The sequence below is a fragment of the Halobellus marinus genome (assembly GCF_032113415.1).
Classification (GTDB): Archaea; Halobacteriota; Halobacteria; order Halobacteriales; family Haloferacaceae; genus Haloquadratum; species Haloquadratum marinus.
In genome coordinates this window covers 2942985-2958051 of record NZ_CP134946.1, presented here as the reverse complement: position 1 = coordinate 2958051, position 15067 = coordinate 2942985, and the positions used below count along the sequence as shown (strand labels likewise).

The 15067-nt window shown below is 67.3% G+C and carries 14 protein-coding genes; 2 read left to right on the top strand and 12 right to left on the bottom strand.

Annotation, left to right across the window (positions count from 1 at the left end; genetic code table 11):
* Window positions 1-114: 114 nt before the first annotated feature.
* Both RJT37_RS14635 and RJT37_RS14630 read left to right on the top strand, forming a co-directional pair.
* Complete coding sequence (locus tag RJT37_RS14635; protein ID WP_313685585.1) at window positions 115-2991, top strand: ATP-dependent helicase; 2877 nt, start codon at window positions 115-117, stop codon at window positions 2989-2991.
* A 102-nt stretch (window positions 2992-3093) separates the two neighbouring features.
* Window positions 3094-5271 (top strand): N-6 DNA methylase, encoded by a 2178-nt coding sequence (locus tag RJT37_RS14630; RefSeq protein ID WP_313685583.1) that lies wholly within the window; start codon window positions 3094-3096, stop codon window positions 5269-5271.
* Here the strand turns inward: RJT37_RS14630 and RJT37_RS14625 are convergent.
* The 12 genes from RJT37_RS14625 to RJT37_RS14570 form a co-directional block, all read right to left on the bottom strand.
* Window positions 5268-8081, bottom strand: coding sequence for an AAA domain-containing protein (locus RJT37_RS14625; RefSeq protein ID WP_313685581.1), 2814 nt, complete (start codon window positions 8079-8081; stop codon window positions 5268-5270). The genes RJT37_RS14630 and RJT37_RS14625 overlap by 4 nt on opposite strands.
* A 31-nt stretch (window positions 8082-8112) precedes the next feature.
* Window positions 8113-8358, bottom strand: a complete 246-nt coding sequence (locus RJT37_RS14620) for a hypothetical protein (protein ID WP_313685579.1) — start codon at window positions 8356-8358, stop codon at window positions 8113-8115.
* 41 nt (window positions 8359-8399) lie between these two features.
* Complete coding sequence (locus RJT37_RS14615) at window positions 8400-8957, bottom strand: hypothetical protein (protein WP_313685578.1); 558 nt, start codon at window positions 8955-8957, stop codon at window positions 8400-8402.
* Between the two features lie 72 nt (window positions 8958-9029).
* Window positions 9030-9998, bottom strand: coding sequence for a zinc-dependent metalloprotease (locus RJT37_RS14610; RefSeq protein WP_313685577.1), 969 nt, complete (start codon window positions 9996-9998; stop codon window positions 9030-9032).
* A gap of 64 nt (window positions 9999-10062) precedes the next feature.
* On the bottom strand, window positions 10063-11214 hold the full coding sequence (locus RJT37_RS14605; RefSeq protein WP_313685576.1) for an MBL fold metallo-hydrolase: 1152 nt from the start codon (window positions 11212-11214) through the stop codon (window positions 10063-10065).
* A 144-nt stretch (window positions 11215-11358) separates the two neighbouring features.
* Window positions 11359-12180 (bottom strand): 30S ribosomal protein S2, encoded by an 822-nt coding sequence (gene rpsB, locus RJT37_RS14600; RefSeq protein WP_313685575.1) that lies wholly within the window; start codon window positions 12178-12180, stop codon window positions 11359-11361.
* Window positions 12177-13382 carry a phosphopyruvate hydratase gene (gene eno, locus RJT37_RS14595; protein WP_313685573.1) on the bottom strand — a complete coding sequence of 402 codons (1206 nt, stop codon included), beginning with the start codon at window positions 13380-13382 and terminating at the stop codon, window positions 12177-12179. The genes rpsB and eno overlap by 4 nt, the downstream gene beginning before the upstream one ends.
* A gap of 1 nt (window position 13383) precedes the next feature.
* On the bottom strand, window positions 13384-13566 hold the full coding sequence (locus tag RJT37_RS14590; protein ID WP_311171627.1) for a DNA-directed RNA polymerase subunit K: 183 nt from the start codon (window positions 13564-13566) through the stop codon (window positions 13384-13386).
* Window positions 13563-13757 carry a DNA-directed RNA polymerase subunit N gene (locus RJT37_RS14585; protein WP_313685571.1) on the bottom strand — a complete coding sequence of 65 codons (195 nt, stop codon included), beginning with the start codon at window positions 13755-13757 and terminating at the stop codon, window positions 13563-13565. Before RJT37_RS14585 ends, RJT37_RS14590 begins: the two co-directional genes overlap by 4 nt.
* Before the next feature lie 12 nt (window positions 13758-13769).
* The gene (locus RJT37_RS14580; protein ID WP_313685569.1) at window positions 13770-14168 is read right to left on the bottom strand and encodes a 30S ribosomal protein S9; all 399 of its coding nucleotides are present in this window, start codon (window positions 14166-14168) and stop codon (window positions 13770-13772) included.
* Window positions 14162-14599 (bottom strand): 50S ribosomal protein L13, encoded by a 438-nt coding sequence (locus RJT37_RS14575; protein ID WP_313685567.1) that lies wholly within the window; start codon window positions 14597-14599, stop codon window positions 14162-14164. Before RJT37_RS14575 ends, RJT37_RS14580 begins: the two co-directional genes overlap by 7 nt.
* Window positions 14596-14946 carry a 50S ribosomal protein L18e gene (locus RJT37_RS14570; RefSeq protein ID WP_313685565.1) on the bottom strand — a complete coding sequence of 117 codons (351 nt, stop codon included), beginning with the start codon at window positions 14944-14946 and terminating at the stop codon, window positions 14596-14598. Before RJT37_RS14570 ends, RJT37_RS14575 begins: the two co-directional genes overlap by 4 nt.
* Between the last annotated feature and the right edge of the window lie 121 nt (window positions 14947-15067).

Sequence of the window (15067 nt, the reverse complement as noted above, 5' to 3'; positions counted from 1 at the left end):
ACGGTCGCTGGCCGCGGGATCGCATATAAACCTCAGTCCGAGATTGCTGTCACGTCTACGAGCCGGAGCGCTCGGGGAGAACCCACTTACTCCTGCGGCCCAACCCCCCACATAATGCCGGAGCGCGGGCGGGAACTGCTCAAGCGGATCGCCGCCGACGTCGACGGGGAAGACAGCGGCGTCCAAGCCGGCGGAGAAGACAGCGGCGTCGCCGACTCGCCCCCCGATCGCGACGGGACCGAAGGCGCGAGCAGCGCAGACGGGGGCGCTTCCGAGGCCGGGGCGACCGATCCGTTCGACTTCGACCCCGACACGGTCGAGATCGCCGACGGCGACGTCCTCGAACGGTTAGAACCGTCTGTCAGGGAGTGGTGGGTCGACGAGTTCGGTCGGTACGTCGAGCAGAACGGCGGCTTCTTCACGCCGCCCCAGCGCGGAGCGATCCCTCTCATCGACGAGGGTCGGAACGCGCTGGTCTGTGCGCCGACGGGGTCGGGGAAAACGCTAGCCTCCTTCTCCGCCATTCTCAACGATCTCTTCGCACGCGGTCGAGAGCGCGAAGACGGGCTGAAAAATTCGGTGTACTGCCTGTACGTCTCGCCGCTGAAGTCCCTCGCGAACGACATCCACCGTAACCTCACGGTCCCGCTGTCGGGGATCCGCGAGCGTCTCGACGAACGGGGTGCGGACGTCGACGTGCGGCACGCGATCCGCCACGGCGACACCGACTCGGCGGCGCGCCAGAAGATGCTCGAACAGACGCCCCACATCCTCAACACGACGCCGGAGACGCTCGCGATCCTGCTGAATGCGCCGAAATTCCGCGAGAAACTCCGCTCCGTCGAGTACGTGATCGTCGACGAGATCCACAGCCTCGCGGCGAACAAGCGGGGCACTCACCTCTCGGTCTCGCTCGAACGCTTGGAGGACCTCGCTGAAACCTCCCCGACTCGGATCGGCTGCTCGGCGACGGTCGAACCGATCGACGGGATCGCCGACTTCCTCGTCGGCCGCGACGACGACGGCGAGCCACGGGACTGTGAGGTCGTCGACACGCGCTTCGCCCGCGATTTCGATCTCAAACTCGAGTGTCCGACCGACGATCTGATCCACACGCCCCGCGCGGAGGTGCAGACGGGCTTCTACGACCGACTGCACGAACTCGTCGACGACCACCGGAACACCCTCGTGTTCACGAACTCCCGGTCCGGCGCCGAGCGCGTGCTGGAGAATCTCCGCGAGCGCTTCGACGCCTACGACGATTCGAACTCGGGGTGTCACCACGGCAGCCTCTCGAAGGAGCGCCGCCAGGACGTCGAGGAGGGCCTGAAGGAGGGGAGTCTCGACGTGGTGACGACGTCGACGAGCCTGGAACTCGGGATCGATATGCCGCATCTGGATCTGGTCGTCCAGGTCGGATCGCCGAAGTCGGTCGCCGCACTTCTCCAGCGAGTCGGTCGCGCGGGCCACAGCCTCGGACAGACGGTCGAGGGGCGCGTGATCGCCCTCGACCGCGACGAACTCGTCGAGTGCGCGGTGATGTTGCAGAAGGCAGAAGACGGCTTCGTCGACCGGGTGTTCGTGCCAGAGAAGCCCCACGACGTCGCCGCCCAGCACGTCTACGGAATGGCGATCAACGCTGTGCGGCGCGAGGCCGACGTCCGGGGGACGCTGCGGCGGGCCTACCCGTACCGGAACTACGGCGACGACGACTGGGAGCGGCTGCTCCGCTATCTCACTGCCGACTACGACGGACTCGAAGAACAGAACGTCTACGCGAAGATCTGGCGCGACACCAACGACCCACCTGACGGCGAGCACCACTACGCGGAGTTCGACGTTGGCGAACCGCTCGTCGGCAAGCGCGGTCGGATGGCGCGCGTCATCTATATGACGAACATCGGGACGATCCCCGACTCGTTCACCTGCGAGGTCATCACTCGACAGGGCGACGAGTGGGTCGGGACCCTCGACGAGAATTACCTCGATACCTTAGAGGAGGGCGACGTGTTCGTCCTCGGCGGGGAGCGCTTTGCCTACCGGTACCGCCGCGGCTCGAAAGTCTACGTCGATCGGACGTCCGCGCGGGCAACCGTCCCCTCCTGGTTCTCCGAACGGCTGCCGCTGTCGTACGATCTCGGCCGGGAGATCGCCGCCTTCCAGCGTGATCTCCTCGATCGGCTGGATACTGGCGGCTCGCCCGCCGTCCGCGAGTGGCTCCGGACGTTCCCGATCGACGAGCACGCCGTCCGCGCGATCACGCGGCTCTTCGACGAACAGTGTCGCTACGCCGGGCCGGAGAGCGTCGCCACCGAGGGCCGGTTCGTCGTCGAGGAGGAACTCGACCGGGAGACGTACCGCCGGCACTTCTACGTCCACTCGACGTACGGCCGACGGTTCAACGACGGGCTCTCGCGGCTCGTCGCCGTCCGGTGTGCGAACCGCTCGAACGCGAACGTCCAGATCGCCGTCGCCGACAACGGCTTCTCGCTGTCGATGCCGCTGAACCGCAAGGTCGACGTCGGCGCCGTCCTCCGGGATCTCGACCCCGACTCGGTCCGTGCGGAACTGCGGGAGGCACTGGACGGGACGGACCTCCTGAAGCGGTACTTCCGGATCAACGCCACGCGTGCGCTGATGATCCTGAAACGCTACAAGGGCTACGAGAAGTCGGCGGCCGAACAGCAGGTCTCCGCGGAGATGCTCCTCTCACTCGCCGAGGACTTGGATGACTTCGCGGTGATCGAGGAGACCTACCGCGAGATCGTCGAGGACAAACTCAACGTGGCGGCGATCGAAGATGTCCTCTCGGCGATCGGCAGCGGCGACGTCGAGGTCGTCTCCCACCGCGTCGACTCACCGACGCCGCGAGCCTTCGGGCTTGCGACCTTACTTGACAGTGACGTCGTCCTCGCCGAAGACGAGAGCGCGGTCCTGCAGGAGTTCCACGCGAGGGTGCAGGCGGCGATCGATGCGGACGGTGACGACTGATACTGACTGTTGTCATCGCTTCCTGACGGTCACCGCGTCCCGCCCGATGCCGAAGATACTAATCGACGCGGAGAAACGGGACACCCGGACGGGAGTCTCACAATGGCTGGCCACGCCGCCGCCGTCGCTGCCTGGGGACGCGACAGCGACCGCTACGAGCGCTACACGTCGACCGTCGCGACGCGACTGGCCGACGATGACGCTCTACAGACGGCAAAGCGGGAGTGGGAACGGCTGTTCGTCGATAGCCACGGCGACGTCTTCGGGGACGTCGACGTCGAGCGGCCGCGGGAACGGCTGTTCGTCGACTCGGTGTACTACGATTTCGTCGTCGACAGTCTCATCCGGTCGCTGGAGCGGCGGTTCGACTTCCGCCTCGTCAATCCCGAACCGGGTGACAACACCGACGCCCTCGCCGTCGACTTCCGAAGCCTGCACGAGCAGATTGTCGGACCCGACGCGATCGACGACGCAGCCGACGCCTTCCTCGACGCAGTCGGCCCCGGGAACCTGGGACCGGCGTTCCTCCGCACGCTCTACGAGCAGGTCATTTCGGCCGAGCTCAGGCGTCATCTTGGGGAGTACTACACGCCGCGGGGTGTGGCGGAACTGGCGATCGACGAACTCGATCCCGACGCCGCCGAAACCGTGCTGGATCCGGGCTGTGGCTCGGGCGCGTTCCTCGCTGTCTGTGTCGCCGTAAAGCGGGGGGCACTCGCGGACGAGCGGCCGGCGGCCGTCGTCGATGCGATCACTGACACCGTGGTCGGGATCGACCTCAACCCCGTGGCGGTCAGGGGCGCGAAGCTGTCCTACCTCGGCGCGTTGCTCCCGCTCCTGGGGGAAGGCGAGGTTGACGAGGTCGAACTCCCCGTGTTTCTGACGGACGCGCTCGGACTGACGCGTGACGACACACTGAGTCTGGGGGGGAGACCGATCGATCTCACTGTCGACCACCTCGTCGGGAACCCCCCGTGGCTCACGTGGGGGGCGCTCTCCGAGTCAGTCCGCGACGCGTGGCGGGAGACGTACGTCGAGCGGCTGGGTCTCCTCCAGCAATCGGGTGTCGAGGCCAGACTCGGCCACGCAAACGACGACGTCTCCGTGCCGTTCGTCTGGGCGTGCATCCACCGGTATCTCGCGCCCGACGGCGACGCCGCCTTCGTGCTGAAGCGGGGGCTCACGAAGGGACCGGCCGGTCGGCTGTTCCGAGCCGGCAGGGTCGGCGACCGTCCGGTCGCCGTGCGGCACGTCCACGACTTCACCGATCTGCGACCTTTCGGCGGCGACGTCGACGTCGGGGCCGCCGTGTACACGCTGAATACCGGTACCGACACCTCGTTTCCGGTTCCGGCGACGGCGTGGACGAGTCGCAGCGGGAGCCCTGACTACGCCACCGTCGACGCGCTCCGAGCGACGACCGACCGCGAGGCGACGGGGTTCGTACCGGTGAGTGACGATCCGGCCTCCTCGTGGGTCAGAGCGGACGCGGAAGACCGGGCGCTCGGTGAGTGTAGCCACCGGATCCGGCACGGGCTAAAGGACGATGCCAAGGAGGTGTTCAGCGTCGATCGCGAGCGACTCGACGACCTGGAACCCGACCACGTCTACCCGTACCTCCGATCGAAACACATCGTCAAATACGGCCTGTTCGGCCACGACCTCCATCTGGTTCCGCTGTCGTCGGCCAACGAGGACAACGCAGCCGAACTGCGACGGGAGACGCCGGCGACCTACGACTACCTCGAAGCCAACAGGGCGGCCCTCGAAGCCCGGTCGTCGTCGTGGCTGGAGTCGGGGACGTTCTACAACCTGTTCGGACTCGGCACCTACACCTGGTCGCCCTACAAGGTCGTCTGGTGCCGGCTGGGCTACAAACCGCACTTCGCGGTCGTCTCGACCGTCGAAGACGACGATATCGGCGAGAAACCGGTGGTCCCGGGCGACCACTGTATGTTCATCCCGACGGACGACGAGTACGAGGCGCACTTTCTCTGTGCTCTCCTGAACTCTACGCCCTACCAGCGGTGTCTCGACGGGCTCACCGACGGGGGGAAATCCGGCCTCTCGAAGACGGTCGTCTCGCAGCTCTCGTTGCCGACCTACGAGGCCTCGGATTCGAGTCGACGGCTCGCGGAGCTCTCGATGGCGGCCCACGAGATCGTCCCCGAACACGTAGACGTCAGCAAGCGAGAGTACAACCGGACGACTATCGAAGCACTGGACGCCGTTCAGGCCGACATCGACGCCCTCGTCGAGGATTCCCTGACCAACGATTAGCCTGACCGCTGCGCCCACGAGAGCAGCCGTTCGTAGAACGGCTCCGAGGCGAGCGCGTCGGCGTCGCCGACGAGCGCGAGCGCCTTCTTCGCACGGGTGAGCGCGACGTTCACGCGGCGGTAGTCCTCGAAGAGCGGGCCGTCCAGCGAACCGGTCGCGACGAAGGAGACCACGATCACCTCCTTCGCGGAGCCCTGGAAGCGGTCGACCGTGTCGACGGTGACGTCGACTCGACGGGCTATCTCGGCCACCTGCGCGCGGAACGGTGCGATCACCCCGATGTCGTCGGGATCGACGCCCGCCGCGAGGTATGCGTCGACAACCTCGGCCACCTGGTCGGCCTCGGTCGGATTCGTGTTGCCGACCCGTTCACCGCTGGGATCGACGAACGCGACGGGATCGCGGAGTTCCGGCGGCAGGGCGGCCTCGTCGGCGCCGAGATCCGAGAGCCGCTGTGCCGCGACCGCGCCGTTCGCCGGGCGGAGCTCGCCGTCGTAGAACTCCCGCGACGAGAAGGCCTGAATGCGCTGGGCCATCCGGTATTGTCGGTCCAGCAGGACCGACGCCTCCGGGTAGGTCTCGATCAGCCGCTCGAACAGCGAGGTCTGTAACGTGGATCCGGGCCCCGATCCGTCCTCGGCCGGCGAATCGCCGCCGGCAGCCGTATCCGAGTCGGTCCCTCCGGCTGTCGTCTCTTCGGCGTCCCCCGCGTCCCCGCCTGCCTGCACGACCGGCGGGAGCTGCTGGTGGTCGCCGACGAGGACGAACCGGTCGGCCAGATCGATCGCCGCGAGCGTCCCCGGCTCGGTGAGTTGCGAGGCTTCGTCGACCAGCGCGACGTCGAAGGACTCCTCGCGCATCACTCGCGAGCCACAGGTGGCGGTGGTGGCGGCGACGACCGGCGCCTCGCGCAGCGCCGCGGCGCGGTCGTTCGGCTCGCCGTCCCGTTCCAGCCGGACGTCGAGCATATCCTCGCGGATGCCGTTCTCGGTGCCGACGCGGACCACGTCGTCGACGCCCGCCTCGCGGATCGACTCCAGGGCGTTGTCGACCGCGCGGTTGGTGAACGCAGACAGGAGCACGCGGTCCCCGCGGTCGACGAGTTCTTCGACAATCTGTGCGATCGTATACGTCTTCCCCGTCCCGGGCGGCCCGTGGACGAGCGCGAAATCCTCCGCGTCAATCGCGAGTCGGACCGCCTGGTTCTGTGCCTCGTTGTTGTCGACGAATGGTTCGCTGCGGTCGTCGGCCCCTGCGTCGCGGTCGCCGTCCCCCGCTGATCGCTCCGCGAACGCGGGCTCCCGCCGGCCGAACAGGACGTCCTTGCGGTCGGGATCGCCCTTCAACACGAAGTCGTGGAGCGCGGTGTGCATCCGATCGACGCCGATCTCGGAGGGGTAGACGTCGAGCCGACGGACCGAGAGGGGTTCGTCTGCGGTGACGACGACTTCCGAGCCGAGTTCGACGATGCGACAGAGCTCCGCGTGTCCGGAGACCGGATCGCCGTCGCTCGCTAAGGCGACGTCGCCGGCCCGGAGCTTCGAGACGGCGTCGTCGGACTTCTCTGCGCGGAGTTCCCACCGGCCGTCGTCGAGTTCGCGCCGCCCGATCGGTTCGAGACCGAGCAGCGCCCGGTCGTCGTCGGCCCGTTCGTCGGCGGACTGCTCCCAGAGCTTTCGGTACTCGGCGTGGACCGCCCGGCGCTCGGCCTCGATGGCGCGGTAGAAGCGGTCGAAGTAGCTCCGCTCGGCTTCGGGGACCGCGTCGCCGATCTGTCCCGCCTTCGACTCCTGGTCGAGTCGACCTGAGACGACCATACAGGTGTCCTGCTCGAAGCAGTACTCACAGCGGGCGTCGGCCTCGTAGCCCGTCGGAACGTCGGTCTCGAATTCCATCGCGGCGATCTCGTTCCGTTTCCGGACGACGAACTGGAGCAGGCCGTCGCCGATGGAAAACTCCTTCGCGGGCGAGAGATCGCCCGTCTCCTCGGTCCGTTCGAGGGCGGTGTTTTTGGTGTACAGGAGGGTGCCGGTGTCGGCCGGGACACCGCGTTCCGAGAGCACGAGCGCGTAGGCGGCCGCCTGGATCTTGTCGTGGAAGCGTGGCTCCCGTTTGGTGTTCTTCCCGGTCTTGAGTTCGACCGGCATCCCGCGGCGGAGCGCGTCGGCGCGGCCCTTGATCCCGAACGTCGGCGAGATCAGCGTGTACTCCGAGCGCCAGGCGTCCTCCTCGGTGAGCGTTCCCTGATTGAGCCACCCCTCAATCGCGGCGGCGTTCCGGCGCACCTCGTCGCGCACCTCGGCGGCTTCCCTGCCCAGGAGTCCGAGTTCCAGGCCCGCCTCGCGCACCCGGTCGTCGATCGCCGTCTCCAGGTCCCGATCGCGGAGGAGGTCCCCGAACACCTCGTGGACGATCGTCCCCTTCACGACGGGGTAGTTCAGCGGGATCCCCGACAGTTTGTTCAGGTAGTACATCCGCGGGCACTGCACCCACGACCGGATGTCGGTCACGTCGACGAGGAAGCCGGGTTCCAGAACGACGAACGACTCGCCCGTGGTCGCGTAGGTCGTCTCTCCCTGGTACTCCGACTCCTCGATCTCGGTGGCGACCAGTTCCATCCCTGCCTCGGCGTGGTCGACGGTGTGGGTCCACTTCCCCCACAGCGTGAGTCGGCACGTCGCCGCGCCCGACGCTTTGATGTCGGATTCCCCGTCCGGCCGGACCGACACCTCCGCGAGCGACCGCGAGCCGTACTTCGTGTCCACCTCGCGTTCGTCCCCGACGTCGACGATGCGGCCGCGCAGTTGCACGTGGCGTACCTGCCGTTCGTGCGGTAAGACGCTATCGGTCGCGTCGATCGCCGGTGTCGGGGTTCGGGAGGAACTCCGCCCACCACCGCAGGATGAACCACAGAAGGGCCCACCCCAGCACGAGGCCGCTCGCGACCCCGGCGGCGATGATCACGGGCGAGCCGCCGGCCTGGAGCGCGATCAAGCCGCCCGAGACAGCCACCAGTGCGACGAAACTGGCCTTGAGCCGACGGCTCGCCACGTCGCGCTCGGCGTCGGTCATACTCGGTCCGACCACTCAGATCCCTCCGCTGTGGCCGGCGCGGGGAGAGCAGGGGCTCACTGGAACCCGCGGTCGACGCCGTCGGACTCGACGAGGTCGTCGAGGTCCTTCGAGAGCAGTTCGTCCGCGTCGGCGAACTCCTCGGAGAGGTCCTCCAGCCGGTCCGGCCGGCCGTCGAACTCGTACTCCATCGGACCGAACGCGGGGCTGTCCAGCGCATCCATCACGTCCTCGAAGAAGTCGTCGGGTGTCGTCGGCGCCTCGGCGTGGACCTTCACGGTCTCTTCGAGACGCGTCGCCATCGTCTCGGCGTGCGCTTCGTCCTCGGGCGGCGACTGGACGGCAAAGCGGCCGGCGTCCTCGCGCTCCTCCCGCGGCAACAGCGGTTCGAGGTCCTCGTCGATCCGCCGGGCGACGCGCGCTCCGACGCCGCGGAGTTCGGTGGGGTTCTTCGTGTACGTCTTCAGCGCGTACACGCCAGCGTTCGGGTGGCCGAGGTAGAGGTCCTCGCCGAGTCCGCCGCGTCTATCGCCCGCGACGGCCCGCCAGCCGTCCGGGTCGACGTCGGCGTCGGTCACGTCCGCGAGGATGTCCTGCCAGTCTCTGACGCGCATACGTACTCGGCCGTACTCACCCGGAGCGAAAGAGTATGACGGTTGGCGGTCGGCCGCCGCGTGGAATACAGCCTACGGATCGACCCGGGCGAGCCACCGCGCTGGGTCGTCCAGCTCCGCCTCGGTCGGCAGGTTCGCCGGCTCCTCCCAGACGGCGGCCGCCGCCGCGACTCCCCGCTGGTCCGCGACCGTGCTGAAGAATTGGGCACCGCGTTCGTACTGCCGCCGCTTCAACCCCAGGCCGAGCAGTCGCCGCGCGATGCGCGCCACCGGGCCGCCGCCGCGCCGCCGGGCGTCGAGTTTCGCGCGCAGATCGGCGTACTCCTCGTCGAACGCCCGGTCCATCAGCATCTCGGCGTACCCCTCGACGGCGGTCATCGCCACGTCGAGGTCGCGGAACGCCTCGCGGTCGAACGTGCCGCTCGTGAGCGACTCGAGGCCGTCTTTCATTCGGGATTCCAGGTGCTCGGGCAGCCACGGGGCGGCGCCGAACTCGGCGGCGTGGGCGACCTCGTGGAAGGCGATCCAGCGCCGAAACCGCGGGTAGTCGACGTCGAGTTCCGTCGCGGCGTCGACAATGTTGGGGTGGACGAAGTAGAGTTCGTGCTCGGCGTCGCCGTCGGCCAAGAGGAGCGGGTCGTACTGCCCGAGGACGTGCGAGGCCAGAAACGAGAGCATAAACGACATCGATCCGGTGTTGAGCACACGCGTTGCGGCCGGGAAGGTGACCTCGATGTTCGACTCAAGCGGGCGCATCACGCGTCGGAAGGTGGTGATGTTCGAGTCGATCCAGTGGTGGCGGTTCTGCACTTCGATCGCGTTCGGGACGTCGAACTCGACGCCGCCGACAGAGCGGAGTCGGCTCCGGGCGTCGCGGACGTCGGCGGCGTAGCCCTCCTTTTCGGCGGGCGTCAGATCCAGCGATCCGGGTTCGGTGGCGCTCTTGGCGGCCGTCGCGACGGCCGGCCAGTCGATGTATGCCGACGCGCCGTCGCCGCTGGACGCACCCGCGATCGCCTGCACGCTCCGAAAGAGGTTCATACGCATATCTGGGGACGGGCGCGCAAAACCCTTGTTCCGGTAGTGTCACCTCGGCGGGGACACGCTACACCGCGCAGTTGTTCGGCCCGAGTTCCAGGCCGGTCGCCTCCTCTTCTTCGAGGTCGAGGATCCCGCGGTTCGCGTCGATGACGACCTCGTAGTTCGGCGGCTTCTCGCTCGTCTGCCCGGACACGCGGTCGACGAACGCGGAGCGATCGAGGGAAAACAGTTCGAGTTCCGCCCGGAGGTCGCCCAGCGGCGCAGCGACGAGTTCGCCCGGTTTCCCAGCGCCGAAGCGCCCGTCGGCGTCGACGGAGACGTGGCCGGGGAGCACCACGACGTCGTCTTCGAGCGGCGCATACCGCTCGTGTAACGTCTCATAGAGGAGTTCTGCGCCCCGCTCGGCGCCACCCTCTCCGAACTCCAGTTCCGTCCGGCCGACCGACTCGACGAACAGCGCGTCCGCCGAGAGGAGATAGCGGCCGTCGACGAGCAGATTCACGAGGTCGGTGGTATGCCCCGGCGCGGCGAGTACCTCTACGTCGACATCGCCGACCGAGAGCGTCTCACCGTCCGCGATCGGTTTGTACTCGTATGTGACCCCACGCTCTTCGGCGGTTTCGCTCAGGTAATACGGCACGTCACACCGATCGGCGAGCGTGCGCCCGCCCGAAAGGTGATCGGCGTGAATATGCGTGTCGACGACGCCGTCGACCACCATCCCGGCGTCGGCAGCGAGGAGTTCGAACTCGTGGCTCTGGCGGGTCGGGTCGACGGCGAGAGCCTTCCCCGCGGCGCGGTCGCCGACGACGTAGCCGAGACAGCCCTTCGCGCGCCGCTGGATCTGTGCGAGGAACAGGTTGCCCTCGGTCTCGATCTCGACGACGTCGTACAGTTTGCTCCAGTCTTCCATTCCGCCCTTGACGACTTTGACGTCCTGTCCGCGGCTGCCGAGCTCGAAGCCGAACGACGTCGAGGAAAGCCCCTTCCCGCAGATGATCGCCGTGGGGCCCGCTGCTGCTATCGCCTCGACGTCCGCCCAGTCGTGACCGTCGCCCAGCCCCTCGATCGGGTGGTACGGAATATTCACTGCGCCCGGGACGTGCCAGGCGTCGAAGCTCTCCGGGGGGCGGGTGTCGATCACGGTAAGGTCCTCGTCGGCGTCGATCGCCGCCGCGAGTTCCTCCACAGTGAGCTGATCGAGCAGTTCGGGCATACTACCCGCTATGAGGCAGACGCGAATAACGATACTGGCAAGCGTCTGAGCGGTTCGAGAGCCTGTGGCTGCCGCTTCTATTGCGGACGAGCGCTGCGACTCGCGGTCAGTGACAGGACGGAAAAGCGTCGAGCGTCGAAACGGTTAGATCTCGTCCTCGAAGTCTTCGAGGGCGTAGACGGTGTCGCTGCCGCGGCGGTCGAGCGTCTCGTTCGCCAGGAGCCAGTAGACGACAGACAGCGCGCGGCGCCCCTTGTTGTTCGTCGGGACGACGAGGTCGACGTTGCTGGTCTGGTTGTTGGAGTCGCACATCGCGATGACCGGGATGCCGACCGTGATTGCCTCCTTGACCGCCTGGGCGTCACCGATCGGGTCGGTGACGACGACGACGTCCGGCTCGATGTAGCCGTCGTAGTCGGGGTTCGTCAGCGTCCCCGGGATGAATCGGCCGGTGCGGGCGCGGGCGCCGACCGCGTCGGCGAACTTCGTCGCCGGGAAGCGGCCGTACTGCCGGGAGCTCGTCACCAGGATCTGCTCGGGGTTGTAGTTCGCGAGGAAGTCTGCGGCCGTCCGGATCCGCGAGTCCGTCTGACTGACGTCTAGGACGTACAGCCCGTCGTCGCGGACCCGGTGGATGAACCGCTCCATATCCTGGGTCTTCTGCTGGGTCCCGATGTGGACCCCCGCCGAGAGGTAGTCCTCGACGGGGATGAGGAGATCGGCCTCCTCGTCGGGCATCACGTTCTCGTCGAACGTCGGGCCCGATTCCTCTGTCTGTTCGGCCTCGGCAGCCTCCTCGGCGGCCGCGCCGTCGTCGGCGGCGACCTCGTCTTCGGCGGCCTCGGCGACCGGTTCGGTCGGTTCGGCGTTGGCCTCGGTCGTCGCTTCGACGTCGTCGTCGGCCGCCGTTTCGGCCTCCGAGTCGTCGTCGACGACTTCGACCGCGTCGTTGTCGTTGTCTGTCATACTGCGTCGTCCGCGATGCGGATGAGTTCGTTGAGTTTGGCGGTTCGCTCGCCGCCCACCGTGCCGGTCTTGATGAAGCCGGCGTCGGTGGCGACAGCAAGGTGTGCGATCGTCGTATCCTCCGTCTCGCCGGAGCGGTGGGAGACGACCGTCTCGTAGCCGTTCTCGGTCGCCAGTTCGATCGCGTCGAAGGCGTCCGACAGCGTGCCGATCTGGTTGGGCTTGACGAGGATCGCGTTGCCGGCATCGGCGTCGATGCCGGCCTGCAGGCGCTCGACGTTCGTCACGAAGAGGTCGTCGCCGCAGATCAGCGTGCGGTCGCCGACGCGGGCTGTCAGCTCCGCGAAGCCCTCGTAATCGTCCTCGTCGAGTGGGTCCTCGACGTAGGCGAGGTCGTATTCGTCGACCATCTCGGCGACGTAGTCGACCTGTTCGGCGGTCGATTTCACGTCGTCGCCGTAGACGTAGCCGCCTTCGTCGGGGTCGTACAGCTCCGCGGCGGCCATATCCAGGCCGAAGCTGATCTCGAACCCGAGTTCGTCGGCGACGTCGTCGACGGCTTCGTCGACGACCTCGAAGGCCTCGGCATCTGAGATCGGCGGCGCCCACGCTCCCTCGTCGCCCTTCGCCGCGGGCACGCCGCGATCGTCGAGGATCTCGGAGATGCGTGCGTGGACGGCCGCGTTCGCGAAGACGGCCTCGGAGACGTTCGGGGCGCCGACTGGCGCGGCGAGGAACTCCTGGATGTGGGTCGCCTCCTTGGCGTGTTCACCGCCGCCGACGACGTTCCCGAGCGGCGTCGGGAACGACTCGCCGCGGAATGTACCACCTAAATGCTGGTACAGCGGCGCACCGAGCACGTCGGCGCCGGCCTTCGCGGCCGCCATCGAGATGGCGACGGCGCTGTTGGCGCCGATCTCCGAGAAGTTCCCGGTACCGTCGGCGGCGTGCAGCGCGGCATCGACGTCCCGCTGGTTGCCGGCGAACACTTCGCCGACCAGCCGGGGAATCGCGTGCTCCCGGGCGGCGGCGATGGCCTCGCTCGGCGGGAGTTCGATGGCCTCGTACTCGCCAGTGCTCGCTCCGCTGGGGGCCGCAGCACGGCCGAAGCCGCCGGATTCGGTCAGGACGTCGGCCTCGACGGTCGCGTTGCCGCGGGAGTCGAGGATCCGACGGAGCGAGACGTTCGTGATACGCGTCATCTCAGTTGCCCTCGCGGTTGACGGTGAAGGGCAGGACGCCGGCGTCGTACTCCTCGGCGGCGACTAAGATGGGTTCCGACTGGTCGGTGTCGATCAGCACCGGCGCGCCGTAGGACACCTGCAGCGCTCGCGCGCCGAGGATGCGAGCCTTCTCGTACCGGTTGTAGTGGACGTTCTCGCTCATTGGTAGGGGGCGACGACGTCGACGAGGTCCTTGTGCGACACCATCATCCGTCGGCAACAGTGTCGCTCGACACCGAGTTCGTCCAGCACCTTGCCGGGGTCCTCGTCGCCCTCACGGGCGCGCTCTTTGAACTCGTCCCAGTGTTCGCCGACGACGTTGCCGCAGGTGAAACACCGGACTGGTATCATCATAGCTGGATCACCTCAGCGGTAGGACTTCTGGTAGCGGGCCCGTGCGCCGGGGCCGCCCCACTTTTTGGGTTCGGACTGGCGCACGTCGTTGACGAGCAGCGAGCGATCGAACTCCATGTACGCGTCACGGAGTTCGGCGTCGTTGAGATGTTGCACCAGGCCGCGGGCGATGGCCGTCCGCGTGGCGTCAGCCTGCCCGGCGAAGCCGCCGCCGGAGACGCTGACGTCGATGTCGACCTGCGACCGGAGGTCCTCGCCGGCGATGCGGAACGGTTCCAGCATCTTCAGGCGGGCCATCTCCGGTTCGATCAGTTCGACGGGCTGGGAGTCGATTCGGACCCGACCCTCGCCGTCGCGCACGGTGGCGCGGGCGATGGCCGTCTTCTTCTTTCCGGACGTGTTCGTTACCATGTGACGTTCGCACCCAGGTTCTCGGAAACCTCCCCGAGCGAGAGGAACTTGATGTTCGAAAGGCGGTCCAGCGTGGTGTCCTCGAGCGTCTCGCCGTCCTCGTCGAACGGGTTGCCGACGTAGACGCGGACGTTCGAGAGCGCCTCGCGACCGCGCTTTTCCTTGTACGGCAGCATTCCGCGCACGCCGCGCTTGAAGATGCCGTCGGGACGCTTCGGGTAGTGGGGTCCGCGGTCGGAGCCCAGTTCCGCGCGCTTGCGGTACGTGGACATTACGTCCGACTCGGAGCCGGTGATGACTGCGTCCTCGGCGTTGATGATCGCGACCTTCTCGCCGTCGAGGGCGCGCGTTGCGACCTGACTGGCGACGCGACCGAAGATGCAGTTCCGTGCGTCGATGACGACGTCTGCATCGAACTCCGCGAGGCTCATCGGATCACCCGCACGTTGCTTCCGTCGGGGTTCTCCTCGATCGCGCGTTCGAGCGCGACCGTGTCCCCGACCTGTTCGATCTTGGTTCGAGCGGACGACGAGAAGTCGACCGCCGCGACTGTGACGTTCTTTTGCAGCACACCGCTCCCCAGCACCTTGCCGGGGACGACGACGGTCTCGTCCTCGCGTGCGTATCGTTCGATACGCCCGAGATTGACCTCCGCGTGGGTGCGCCGCGGCTTCTCGAGACGGTCCGCGACGTCCTGCCAGACAGTGGCACCGGATTCGCGGGAGACCGCCTTCAGCTCGGCGATGAGACTATTGAGTCTCGGATTCGTCTTACTCATTGTGTACCTCCTGAGAGAAAACGGAGTGCAGGGAGCAGGATTTGAACCGCCGGGAGACGATCGGTCTCGCTGCGCTCGACCGCTGCGGCTCCCGTGGCTCCAATCTGCGTTCCGATTTTAC

Coding starts and splice junctions, on each gene's coding strand:
- rpsB (WP_313685575.1), bottom strand. CDS start 12,180: ATGACAGACAACGACAACGACGCGGTCGAAGTCGTCGACGACGACTCG.
- RJT37_RS14575 (WP_313685567.1), bottom strand. CDS start 14,599: ATGAGCCTCGCGGAGTTCGATGCAGACGTCGTCATCGACGCACGGAAC.
- RJT37_RS14580 (WP_313685569.1), bottom strand. CDS start 14,168: ATGGTAACGAACACGTCCGGAAAGAAGAAGACGGCCATCGCCCGCGCC.
- RJT37_RS14610 (WP_313685577.1), bottom strand. CDS start 9,998: ATGAACCTCTTTCGGAGCGTGCAGGCGATCGCGGGTGCGTCCAGCGGC.
- RJT37_RS14615 (WP_313685578.1), bottom strand. CDS start 8,957: ATGCGCGTCAGAGACTGGCAGGACATCCTCGCGGACGTGACCGACGCC.
- eno (WP_313685573.1), bottom strand. CDS start 13,382: ATGACGCGTATCACGAACGTCTCGCTCCGTCGGATCCTCGACTCCCGC.
- RJT37_RS14585 (WP_313685571.1), bottom strand. CDS start 13,757: ATGATGATACCAGTCCGGTGTTTCACCTGCGGCAACGTCGTCGGCGAA.
- RJT37_RS14635 (WP_313685585.1), top strand. CDS start 115: ATGCCGGAGCGCGGGCGGGAACTGCTCAAGCGGATCGCCGCCGACGTC.
- RJT37_RS14630 (WP_313685583.1), top strand. CDS start 3,094: ATGGCTGGCCACGCCGCCGCCGTCGCTGCCTGGGGACGCGACAGCGAC.
- RJT37_RS14590 (WP_311171627.1), bottom strand. CDS start 13,566: ATGAGCGAGAACGTCCACTACAACCGGTACGAGAAGGCTCGCATCCTC.
- RJT37_RS14570 (WP_313685565.1), bottom strand. CDS start 14,946: ATGAGTAAGACGAATCCGAGACTCAATAGTCTCATCGCCGAGCTGAAG.
- RJT37_RS14605 (WP_313685576.1), bottom strand. CDS start 11,214: ATGCCCGAACTGCTCGATCAGCTCACTGTGGAGGAACTCGCGGCGGCG.